Consider the following 11,634-nt stretch of genomic DNA (forward strand, 5'->3'; position numbering starts at 1 on the left):
GAGAGTATGATTACCTTAGAAGAGGCTCAAGGGCTTTTGTTAAAAGAAACAAAGGTAAATGATATAGAAGAAGTAAATATTTTTAATAGTCTTGGAAGGGTTTTAGCAGAGGATATTTTATCACCTATAGATAGTCCTCCTTTTAATAAATCGCCTCTTGATGGATATGCTGTTATAGCTAAAAGTTTAGAGGGAGTATCAAAGGAAAATCCAAGAATTTTAAAGGTAATAGATAAAGTGTTTGCAGGAGAGGTATCTTGTAAGAAGGTTGGAGATGGTGAAGCTATTAGGATAATGACAGGAGCTAAAATTCCAAAGGGAGCAGACTGTATAGTAAAGCAAGAAGATACAGAGGCTTTAAACGAAAATGAAGTGAGAATTTTTGTATCACATAAAGCTTATGACAATTTTATTTATCAAGGTGAAGATTTCAAAAGAGGAATTAAGATAATAAATAAAGATAAGTTCTTAGCTTCATCAATAATAACTGCCATTGCCTCTTTGGGTATCAGTAAGGTTAAAGTTTATAAGAAGCCTATAGTTGGAATAATTACAACAGGTGATGAACTACAAGAACCAGGTGAAGAACTTAAAGAAGGAAAGATATTTAATAGCAATAAAGCCTTTCTTTATACAAGATTGTTAGAACTTGGAGCAGAACCGAGGATTTTTGATATTGCCAAGGATTCTATTGAAGGAATAGTAAGTGTAGTAGAAAAGGCAGAAAAGGAATGCCAAATAATTATTTCTACTGGAGGAGTTTCTGTTGGAGAAAAAGATTTGGTTTTAAGGGCAGTAGAGTCCATAGGATATAGAAGATTATTCTGGAAGATTTCTATGAAGCCAGGTTCTCCTATGTTTAGTGCAGTAAAGAATGGAGTTATATATATAGGTCTTTCTGGTACTCCAGTAGCAGCAGCAACTACCTTTGAGCTAACAGCTAGAAGAGTAATTGCAAAGATGTTAAACTGCAAGGATATTGATATAAGGAAAGTAGAAGGTATTCTTCAAGATGAGTTTAAGAAAAAGTCTCCTAAGAGAAGATTTTTAAGAGTAAGAGTTAGTGAAGACCTTGAAAACAAGGTTTATATAAATAACATTTATCAAAGTCCAGGACAAATAAACACAATGATTAAAAGTAATGCTTTATTAGAAGTTGAAGAAAACAAAACTTTAGAAATTGGAGAAAAGGTTTGGGTTATTAAATAATAAAACTAAGGGATGAAAAAGAGATGAAAGTAAAAACAAGTGCTGTGATTTTAAGTGGTGGTAAAAATTCTAGAATGAATTATAATACAAAGGCCTTTTTATCATTGGATAATGAAAGGTTTATAGAAAGGATAATTAAAAGATTAAATTTAATAGATGATATTATTATCTCTTGTAATAATTTATCCTTGTACCAAGAGTTTTTAGATATATGCAGGTTAGTAGAGGATGAAATTAAAGATATTGGACCAATTGGAGGAATATATTCTACTTTAAAATCTATAAAAAATGATAAAGCATTAATTATTGCTGCAGATATGCCATTTATAAGTGAGTATGTAATCAATTCGCTAATAAATATTGATTTTAAAGGAGATGCACTTATACCTGTAGTAGATGGGAAAGAGCAGCCTTTATGTGGAGTGTATAGAAAGTCAGCTTTAGATAAGATAAAAGAGAACATAGACAATAAGAATTATAAGCTAAAGAGTTTAACAAAAAGCTTAGATGTAACCTACATTTTAATGAATGATGAGCGTGCAATGACAAATGTAAATACTCCTGAGGAATATAGGGAGATACTAAAGGATAGTAAAAAAGGAAGTACAATAATTAATATAGTAGCAAGCTGTTCAAATGTAGGAAAAACAACCTTAATTGAAGGGCTTATAAAGGAACTAAGAAAAAGAGGATACTCCGTTTCAACAATTAAACATGATGTTCATGGATTTGATATGGACAAAGAGGGGAAAGATACTTGGAGACATAGAAAAGCTGGAGCGGAACAGGTATGTATTTCTTCAAAAAATAGATTTGCCATGATAAAAGAAGTGGAAGAAGAATTAGCACTAGATAGTATTATTAATGATATAAGTGAAACTGATTTTATAATTGTAGAAGGTTATAAAAAGAGTAATTTGAGAAAAATTGAAGTGGCAAGAGAAGAAAAAGGAAGAGATATAATTACTCCAAGGGATAAACTTATAGCTGTAGCAAGTGATTTCAATCCATTAATTAATGGAATAGAGTGGGTTGATATAAATAATTACGAGAAATTAGCAGACATAGTTGAAAAAGAAAGATACTTATAAAGGAAGTGTATTTATGTATACAGTAGCAATAGTAACAAGCAGTGATAAAGGCTCAAAAGGTGAAAGAGAGGATAAAAGTGGAGCAGTAATTAGAGAAATAGTTGAAAAATCAGGGTTTCAAGTTAAAAGATACGTTATTTTACCAGATGAAAAAGAACTTTTAAAGGAAGAGTTTATATATTTAGCTGATGAATTAGGAGTTAATTTAGTATTAAGTACAGGGGGAACAGGGTTTTCTCCAAGAGATATAACTCCAGAGGCTACTAAAGAAATAGTTGAAAGAGAAACACCTGGTATTTCAGAAGCTATAAGAATGTTTAGTTTAAACATAACTAAGAGGGCAATGCTTTCAAGAGCTGTATCTGGTATAAGAAAGAAAACTCTTATAGTAAATTTACCAGGAAGTCCAAAGGCATGCAAAGAAGCATTAGATTTTGTTCTTGAAGATATAAAACATGGAATTGACATTTTAAATGAAACAGCTAAGGAATGTGCTAGAAAATAATTTGTTAAAGGATTGAAAAGAAATGAAAAAGGTTTTAAGTATATTTCTTTCACTAGGATTACTTTTTACATTTGTAGGATGTGGAAGTGACAATAAGGAGGCTAAGGAAATTACCATTAGTGCGGCAGCTTCTTTAGAAGATCCAATGAACGAGATAATAAAAAAATATGAAGCTGAAAATTCTAACATAAAGATAAATACAAATTACGGTAGTTCAAGAAGCTTAAGAAAACAAATACAAGAGGGAGGAAAGGTAGATTTGTTTTTATCTGCTAGTAAAGATGAAACAGATGAACTTATATCTATTGGAAGTGTTAAAGAGGATGAAGTTAAAGAATTCTTAACTAATGGTTTAATGCTTGTAAAGAGCGGTGGAAGTAAGGAAGATATAAATTCAATAAAAGACTTACCATCAATAACTGGAAAAATTGCATTAGGTGCAGAAGGAGTACCTATAGGAGATTATTCAAGGGAAGCCCTAAAAAATAGAGGTGTATGGGATAAGATTCAAAGTAATATTGTCTTTTGTAAAGATGCAAAACTAGTATTAAACTATGTGAAAAGTGGAGATGTTGATTATGCTATAGTTTATGCTAATGAAATAAATAACTTAGGTGATGCAAAGCTAGTAGAAAAAATAGATGGAAGTCTTCACGACCCAACTATATATACATTTGCTAATATCAATGTAGAGAATAAAGATGTACAAAACTTTAAAGATTTTATAAACGAAAATATAGATATATTTGAAAAATATAATTTTGAGAGGAAATAAACTTTATGTATGAAGGACCAATAATAATTTCACTAAAAACTTCAATAGTTTCAACTATAATAGTAAGCATTTTAGGAATATTGTTAGCTAATTTGCTATTAAGAAGAGAAGGGAAACTAAAGAATTTTTTTGAAAGTGCAATTATGCTTCCTTTATTTATGCCTCCATCATTAATAGGATATATTTTATTGATGATAATAGGAAAGAGAAGCTTTATTGGATCCTTTTTATATGAGTATTTTGATTTTACATTTATATTTACATGGTATGGAGCAGTAATAGCAGCAGTTATTACCTCCCTGCCAATAATGTATGGAAGTGCAAAAGGTGCTTTATTATCCATAGATGATACTTATAAAGAGGTAGCAGCTGATTTAGGAGCAACTAAATTTCAAACATTTTATAAGGTAACACTTCCATTAGCTTCTAAAGGAATTTTAAGTGGAATGGTTTTAAGCTATGCAAGGTGTTTTGGTGAATTTGGTGCAACAATGATGATAGCTGGTAATATACCAGGGAAAACACAAAATATACCTATGGCAATTTATTATGCTGTAGAAAGAGGGGATTCCTCAAATGCAAATTTTTTTGCTGTGGTAGTGATAATTATAAGCACAACATTAATATTTATATACAACAGGTTATTAAAAGAAAATAAGTAGGTGAGTTTTTGATATGAAAAAAATAAAAACTGTTGATGCAGTAGGTAGAGTACTTTTACATGATATTACTAAAATTGTTCCAGGTGAATTTAAAGGAAGAGCTTTTAAAAAAGGTCATGTAATAAAGGAAGAGGATATAGATGTTTTACTTTCTCTAGGGAAGGATAATATATATGTTTGGGAAGAGACAGAAGGATTAGTTCATGAAAATGATGCAGCTATAATTCTTAAGGATATCTCCTGTGGAGATGGATTAGAATTTGGTGAAATAAAAGAAGGTAAAATAGATTTCTTTGCTTCTTATGATGGGGTATTAAAAATTGATAAAGATGCTCTTTTAGAGCTTAACATGATAGATGATATTATGATGGCAACAATACATAATAATACACCAGTTAAAAAAGGTGAAAAGCTTGGTGGAACAAGAGTTATTCCATTAATGGTTGAAGAAGAAAAACTTAATGAAGCAAAAAAAATAATAGAAAAGCCATTTATAAGTGTTGAAAAGTTTAAAAAGAAAAAAGTTGGTATAGTTACTACAGGAAATGAAGTGTTCTATGGAAGAATTAAGGATGCCTTTGGACCAGTTGTTAAGAGTAAGTTTGAATATTATGGTTCAGAGATACTAGGGCAAGTAATACTGCCTGATGATAAAGAAAAAATTACAGAAGCAATAAAAATGTGGATTGATAAAGGTGCTGATATAGTGGTGTGCAGTGGAGGCATGTCTGTTGATCCAGATGATGTTACGCCATCAGCTATAAAGGATTGTGGAGGAGAAGTAGTAACTTATGGTTCTCCAGTATTACCAGGAGCAATGTTTTTACTTGCTTACCTTGGAGATACTCCTATAATGGGGCTTCCAGGATGTGTAATGTATTCAAAAAGAACAGTATTTGATTTAGTTTTACCTAGAATTTTAATAGATGAAAAATTAACAAAAAGAGATATTGCTTTATACGGTCAAGGTGGATTATGTTTAGACTGCAAAGTTTGTACATTCCCATATTGTTCATTTGGTAAGTAGGAGGAAAATATATGTCAGGTTTAAACCATTTTGATGAAAAAGGAAATGCAGTAATGGTGGATGTTTCAGAAAAGAGTGAAACTAAGAGAGTTGCTGTAGCTAAAGGAAGCATAAAGGTTAGTAAAGAAATAATGAATCTTATAAAAACAGGAAATATAAAAAAAGGTGATGTTCTTGGTGTTTCAAGAGTTGCTGGTATTATGGCAAGTAAACAAACTAGTAATTTAATACCTATGTGTCATCCTTTAATGATAAATGGAGCTAATATAGACTTTGAATTAGATGAAGAAAACAGCAGAGTTATAATATATGGCAGTGTTAAGACAACTGGGAAAACAGGAGTTGAAATGGAAGCACTTACAGCAGTTTCAGTTGCTGCATTAACTATATATGATATGTGTAAAGCGGTAGATAAGAGAATGGTTATTGAAAATATACATCTTGTATCAAAGACAGGTGGTAAAAACGGAGAGTTCCATTTTTAAATAAGAGGTGAATTTTACTTGAAAGATAAGTTTAATAGAGAGATAGATTATTTAAGAATTTCTCTAACAGAGGCATGCAACTTAAGATGTGTATATTGTATGCCTGAGGGAGATGTTTGCTTTAAAAATGATAATGGATTAACAGATGATGAAATAAAGTATTTAATTGATATATTTGGAGATATTGGATTGAAAAAAATTAGATTTACAGGTGGAGAGCCTCTTCTTCGAAAGAATATAGTAGAGTTAGTTTCAAAGGCAAAAGAGAAGGAAATAGGAAAAATTGCATTAACAACTAATGGAGTTCTATTGCCTAAGTACCTTGATGGATTAATTAATGCTGGATTAAATGAAATAAATATAAGTTTAGACTCTTTAAAAGAAGATGTATTTAAGAAAATTACCAGAGGTGGCAACTTAATTAGTGTAGTAGAATCAATAAAAAAAGCTGTAAATAAAGGAATTAAGGTAAAGATAAATGCGGTAATTGTTAAAGGAATAAATGATAATGAGTTTTTAGACTTATGTAAGTTAAGTGTCCACCATAAGCTAGATATAAGATTTATAGAATTAATGCCTATAGGGGAAGGTACTAAATACACTGGAGTAAGTGGTAAAGATTTAGAGAAAATATTAAAGAAAAACTTCAATATAAAAGAAGCAAAAAGTGATAAGGATAATGGACCAGCTTTTTATTATAGAATTGAGGGGGCAGAAGGAAGAGTTGGATTTATATCTGCTTTATCAAATCATTTTTGTGAAAGCTGCAATAGAATAAGAATTACCCCAGATGGTGTACTTAAGCAATGCTTACATTTTAAGAGTGGACTAGATCTTAAAAATATTTTAAGAGAAGATACTACAAGGGAAGAGATTAAAGAAAGAATAAAAGAAACAATATATAATAAGCCCAAAGGACATAGATTTATAGAAGATAGAAAAACAGAAGATGATAGATTCATGTTTCAAATAGGAGGATAATAAAATGGCTAATATAGTTGCAATATGTATAAGTGAGAAAAAAGGTGTAGGTAAGACTCAAATAGAAGAGATTAATTTAATTGAAGAATTTGGTTTGGAAAATGATGCTCACGGTGGAAAATGGCACAGACAAGTTTCTTTATTAGAGAAGGAAAAGATAGAAGATTTTATAGCTAGAGGTGGCAAGGTTAAGTATGGAGATTTTGGTGAAAATTTTGTTACTGAAGGGCTAGATTTAGAAAAAATCCAAGTTGGTGATAAGATTACTATAGGAGATTCACTTTTAGAAATAACTCAAAAGGGTAAACAATGTCATGTTAAGTGTAATATATTTAAGATGGTAGGAGATTGTATAATGCCAAAGAACGGTGTATTTGCAAGGGTTCTTAAGGGTGGTCATGTGAAAATTGGAGAAGAGATACAACTAATAAATGAATAGAAATATATATTAGGAAAACTTTGCTAATGGCAAAGTTTTTTTGTTAATTATTATGATATAATTCATATGGGGGGGATTATAGTGAGAATAAAAAGAGGAATATTTGTAATTATAATTGCGCTTGTATTTTTAATTTCAACTCCAATAGTTTCGTCAGCTAGAGCTGGTGGAGGAGGCGGAGGAGGAAGTTCAGGAGGGGGCGGCGGCGGTGGAAGTCACAGTTCTTCAAGTAGTGGTAATGGAAATAGCAGTAGTCCAATTTCTTCTATTGTAACAATTTCTATATTTGCTTTAGCTTCAAGTGGAGGAATTATTGCATATAAGGTAAGAATCTATAAAAAGAATAGAGTTAGTAAGAAACTAATAAGAGAGTTAGAAAGAATAGATAAAGATTGGAATTATAGTGAATTGAAAAACAGGGTAGAAGAATCCTTTTATAAGATTCAAGAAGCCTGGAGTAAAAGAGATATAGATATAGCAGAAAATTATATTAGTAAAGATTTATATGAACTTCACAGAAGTAAAATTGAATGGATGAAAGTAAGGCATGAGATTAACGTACTTAAGGGCATAAAGTTAATTAGTACACTTCCAATTGGAGTTATTGATTTGGAAGATGAAAGTGAAGATTTAATATGGTTTTATGTAAAAGGAGCTATGGTTGATTATTACATTGATGATAGGAACGGAAGGTATATAAAAGGAAGCAGGAGAAGAGAAAGTTTCGAGGAATACTGGAAGTTTGTAAGAAGCTGGGATACCTGGGTTCTTGATGAAATTAGACAAATTGAGGATGTAGATGAAAGTTTCTTCGAAGCTATAACAGATGGCTCCCAATATGGCTTCAAAAAAGAGGAAGACAATCAAAAGAAATTGTGATGTGACAAAGTTAATAAATATGGGGATAAGTATTTAACTTATAAAAATTGGGAAGTGTGGGATATTTGTTGAATGATATAAGAAAAGTTGATAAAAAAGAAGATTTTATATTGGATAAGTCATTAAGGTTATTTGTAAAAAAAGGATTATTAAATGTAACTTTAGAAAATATAAGTGAAGAGTGTGGATATACTCTAAAAGAAATAAAAAAATATTATAGTGATATTAGTTTGATTATTGATGAGCTTATAAAGAGGGCAACAACAACTAGTAATGAAAGTACTATAGGAGTATTAAATGCTAGAGTACCAACAAAAGTTAAATTTAAAATATTAGTTGAAGGTACTATGGACGGTATAAATAAGAACTATGGGTTAAAGGAAGAGTTTGCTTTCATGCTTATGATTCAAATGGTTGAAGGACAGAACTCTAGAGTTAATTCATATTCTTCAACACCTAATATGGTATTAGCTAAGATAATTGAAGATGGGCAAAGAGAGAATATTTTTATAGATGGAAATCCAAGGCACCTATCTGCAATGTTTTGGAAGTTTTTTCAGGCAATGTGTGTAAACTTAGTAAGATTTGAAGGTGACATTGAAATGCCATCATCAGAAAATATTTGTAGAATACTATTAAAGTAAAAGGAAGCTATTAAAGGTAGCTTCTTTTTTTAATGTCTAGGAAAGTATAAAATTTCAATTGGCTATAACTCAAAGGTATTATTATAATTTCATATTAAAAAAATATAAAATCAAGGATAGTAATTTTATAATTTCCTTACCTTTAGTACGCGTGGGGTGGATATTTGTTTTGAGGTGACTTGGAGCGTAGCGACGGAACAAACAAAATAAATATCCACTCCACCTTTTTTATATAAATTAAATCTATATAGACAAAAAAGTGTGAAACTGTGATAAATATCACAGTAATATATATAAAAATTAATTATATTAGTGATAGATGAAAAAAGAAGGTATTTCTATGCATATAATTGTTAAAAAAATATCGTAAATGAGAAGATTTTAACAATTAAAATGAATTTTACCTAAGCAAAAGAGAAAAGAGGGAAAGTATGAAAAAGGTTCAATCTACTTGTAACTATTGTGCGTTAGACTGTAATTTAGATTTTTATGTGGAAGATGAAAAGATAGTAAAAGTTATTCCAACAAAGGGATATCCAGTTAATAATGGATTCTCATGTATTAAAGGACTTTCGTTAGATAAACAACAAACAGTTGTTAAAACATCTAGTTTACCAAAGATAAAGCAGGATGATGGAACATTTAAGAGGGTTTCATGGGAAGAAGGATATAAATATGTAGCTGATAAGTTCTTATCAATCCAAGAAAAATATGGGCAAGAATCAGTTGCAGGTATTAGTACAGGACAATTAACCCTTGAAGAGTTTGCAATATATGGACATGTAATGAGAAATTTTTTAAAGGCAAATGTTGATGGTAATACAAGACTTTGTATGGCAACTTCAGTTGTAGCTCATAAACAAAGCTTTGGATTTGATGCTCCTCCATATACATTAAAGGATGTAGAATTATCTGATACAGTTATATTAATTGGGTCAAATCCAGTGGTAGCTCATCCTATATTATGGGATAGAATAAGATCTAATAAGAATAAGAAGTTAATAGTAATAGATCCAAGAAAATCAGAAACTGCAAAGCATGCAGACTATTGGTATGGAATAAAAGGTAAGTCAGACTTAATTTTATTATATACAGTAGCTAATATTCTAATAGAAAAAGACTACTTAAATCATGAATATATAGAAAAGTACACTGAAGGATTTGAAGAATTTAAGGGATTTGTTAAAAAGTATACTATAGAAAAGGCTGTAGAAGCTACTGGAATAGAAGCTGAAAGAATTTTAGAATTAGTAGAACTGATTAATAAAGGTGAAAGAGTATCTATTTGGTGGACAATGGGAGTTAACCAAGGATATGAAGCTGTAAGAACTGCACAAGCTATAATAAATATTGCACTAATGACAGGAAATATAGGTAGACCAGGAACTGGAGCTAACTCATTAACTGGACAATGTAATGCTATGGGGTCCCGTGCATACAGCAATACAGCAGGATTATTTGGTGGTGGAGATTTTGACAACCCAGTAAGACGTAAGAGAATAGCAGAAGTTTTAGGTGTTGAAGATGAAGTTTTAGCAACAAAACCAACTAAGCCTTATAACGTAATAGTTGAAGAAATAAATTCAGGAAAAATAAAGGCGTTATGGGTAATTTGTACAAATCCACGTCATTCTTGGACTAACAATAAGACCTTCCAAGAAGCTGTAGATAAGTTAGAGTTATTTGTAGTACAAGATATTTATGATGATACAGATAGTGCAAAGGAATGTGATGTATATCTTCCAGTAGTTCCTGGAATAAAGAAGGAAGGAAGCTATATAAATACAGAAAGAAGAATTTCTGCAATGAGACCAGCTCTTACTAAGGGAGAGGATGAACGAACAGATTTTGAAGTTATATATGGAATAGGTAAAGCCCTTGGTATGGGAAGTTTACTAGATAAGTGGAAAACGCCAAGAGATGTATTTAACTTAATGAAGGAATGTTCTAGAAATATGCCTTGCGATATGACTGGAGTGGATTATGATGGATTAGTTGATTCAAAAGGAATTCAATGGCCATTTAAAGAGGGAGAAGTATTAAAGGAAGATGAAAGACGTTTATATGAAGATAACCTATTCTACACTCCATCAAAGAAAGCAAAGTTTATGTTTGAAGATGTTCGTGAGAATCCACTACAAACTACAGAGGAATATCCTTATGTTCTAAACACGGGAAGGGGAACAGTAGGACAATGGCATACTCAAACTAGAACAAGAGAAGTAAGATTTATAGAGGATGTATCTTCTGAAAAAGCTTATATTTATATAAATATGGCACTGGCAAAGGAATTGGGAATTAAAGAAAATGATATGATTAAGGTTTCATCTATTAATGGACAATCTTCTGAATTTATGGCTAAGCCTACAGAAGATGTAGGATATGGTGAATTATATGCTCCAATGCATTATATAGAGTGTAATAATTTAACTCCATCTCTTTATGATCCATATTCAAAAGAACCTTCATATAAGACTACACCAGTAAACATTTCTAGACTTTAGGAGGAATAAGACAAATGAAGAGAATAATAATAGATAGAAGTAAGTGTATAGGATGTTTAACATGTGTTACTGCTTGTGTTGTAAGTCATGAAAGTCCAGATTCAAGAAATAGAGTAACTATTGATAGTGAAACAAAGGCAGCTCCAATATTCTGTCGTCATTGTGATAAACCTGAATGTGTCTATACTTGTATGACTGGTGCAATGTCTAAAAATAAGAAAAATGGATTTGTAGAATATGATAAAGAGCGCTGTGCAAGCTGTTATATGTGCATTATGGCATGTCCTTATGGAGTTTTAAAGAGCGACAGATTAAAGCATAAAGAAATTATGAAATGTGATATGTGTACAAGTTGTAGTGAAAAAGATGGAAGTAAGCCAATGTGCGTAGAAAAATGTCCAATGGGTGCTATTACATTAGGGGAGGTATAATC

Annotated in this window: 13 protein-coding genes and 1 pseudogene; all 14 read left to right on the top strand. The window is 30.9% G+C overall.

What is annotated here, in order from left to right; all coding sequences use genetic code 11:
- Positions 1-6 precede the first annotated feature (6 nt).
- The 14 genes and pseudogenes from DR024_RS09240 to DR024_RS09300 all read left to right on the top strand — a co-directional run bounded on the left by DR024_RS09240 (position 7) and on the right by DR024_RS09300 (position 11,632).
- The gene (locus DR024_RS09240) at positions 7-1,209 is read left to right on the top strand and encodes a molybdopterin molybdotransferase MoeA (RefSeq protein ID WP_034867048.1); all 1,203 of its coding nucleotides are present in this window, start codon (positions 7-9) and stop codon (positions 1,207-1,209) included.
- 23 nt (positions 1,210-1,232) lie between these two features.
- Positions 1,233-1,700: pseudogene (locus tag DR024_RS18000) on the top strand (molybdenum cofactor guanylyltransferase); the annotation flags it as partial.
- A gap of 120 nt (positions 1,701-1,820) precedes the next feature.
- Positions 1,821-2,300 carry a molybdopterin-guanine dinucleotide biosynthesis protein B gene (gene mobB / locus DR024_RS18005; protein ID WP_027099695.1) on the top strand — a complete coding sequence of 160 codons (480 nt, stop codon included), beginning with the start codon at positions 1,821-1,823 and terminating at the stop codon, positions 2,298-2,300.
- 13 nt (positions 2,301-2,313) lie between these two features.
- Complete coding sequence (locus tag DR024_RS09250; protein ID WP_027099696.1) at positions 2,314-2,805, top strand: MogA/MoaB family molybdenum cofactor biosynthesis protein; 492 nt, start codon at positions 2,314-2,316, stop codon at positions 2,803-2,805.
- A gap of 22 nt (positions 2,806-2,827) precedes the next feature.
- The gene (modA, locus tag DR024_RS09255) at positions 2,828-3,580 is read left to right on the top strand and encodes a molybdate ABC transporter substrate-binding protein (protein WP_051196076.1); all 753 of its coding nucleotides are present in this window, start codon (positions 2,828-2,830) and stop codon (positions 3,578-3,580) included.
- A 5-nt stretch (positions 3,581-3,585) separates the two neighbouring features.
- On the top strand, positions 3,586-4,242 hold the full coding sequence (gene modB / locus DR024_RS09260; protein WP_027099697.1) for a molybdate ABC transporter permease subunit: 657 nt from the start codon (positions 3,586-3,588) through the stop codon (positions 4,240-4,242).
- 13 nt (positions 4,243-4,255) lie between these two features.
- Positions 4,256-5,269 carry a molybdopterin-binding protein gene (locus DR024_RS09265; protein ID WP_111918594.1) on the top strand — a complete coding sequence of 338 codons (1,014 nt, stop codon included), beginning with the start codon at positions 4,256-4,258 and terminating at the stop codon, positions 5,267-5,269.
- Between the two features lie 11 nt (positions 5,270-5,280).
- The gene (gene moaC, locus DR024_RS09270) at positions 5,281-5,754 is read left to right on the top strand and encodes a cyclic pyranopterin monophosphate synthase MoaC (protein ID WP_027099699.1); all 474 of its coding nucleotides are present in this window, start codon (positions 5,281-5,283) and stop codon (positions 5,752-5,754) included.
- Between the two features lie 18 nt (positions 5,755-5,772).
- Positions 5,773-6,735, top strand: coding sequence for a GTP 3',8-cyclase MoaA (moaA, locus tag DR024_RS09275; RefSeq protein WP_027099700.1), 963 nt, complete (start codon positions 5,773-5,775; stop codon positions 6,733-6,735).
- Between the two features lie 4 nt (positions 6,736-6,739).
- On the top strand, positions 6,740-7,174 hold the full coding sequence (locus tag DR024_RS09280) for an MOSC domain-containing protein (RefSeq protein ID WP_027099701.1): 435 nt from the start codon (positions 6,740-6,742) through the stop codon (positions 7,172-7,174).
- A gap of 81 nt (positions 7,175-7,255) precedes the next feature.
- A complete protein-coding gene (locus DR024_RS09285) occupies positions 7,256-8,053 on the top strand; it encodes a Tim44 domain-containing protein (RefSeq protein ID WP_051196077.1) in 798 nt (265 codons plus the stop codon).
- Positions 8,054-8,121: 68 nt separating this feature from the next.
- On the top strand, positions 8,122-8,697 hold the full coding sequence (locus tag DR024_RS09290; RefSeq protein ID WP_034867051.1) for a TetR/AcrR family transcriptional regulator: 576 nt from the start codon (positions 8,122-8,124) through the stop codon (positions 8,695-8,697).
- Between the two features lie 431 nt (positions 8,698-9,128).
- A complete protein-coding gene (locus DR024_RS09295; RefSeq protein ID WP_027099703.1) occupies positions 9,129-11,201 on the top strand; it encodes a molybdopterin oxidoreductase family protein in 2,073 nt (690 codons plus the stop codon).
- Between the two features lie 14 nt (positions 11,202-11,215).
- Complete coding sequence (locus DR024_RS09300; RefSeq protein ID WP_027099704.1) at positions 11,216-11,632, top strand: 4Fe-4S dicluster domain-containing protein; 417 nt, start codon at positions 11,216-11,218, stop codon at positions 11,630-11,632.
- The last annotated feature ends 2 nt before the right edge of the window (positions 11,633-11,634 follow it).

The sequence above is a fragment of the Clostridium paraputrificum genome (genome assembly GCF_900447045.1).
In the GTDB taxonomy this organism is placed as follows: Bacteria; Bacillota; Clostridia; order Clostridiales; family Clostridiaceae; genus Clostridium; species Clostridium paraputrificum.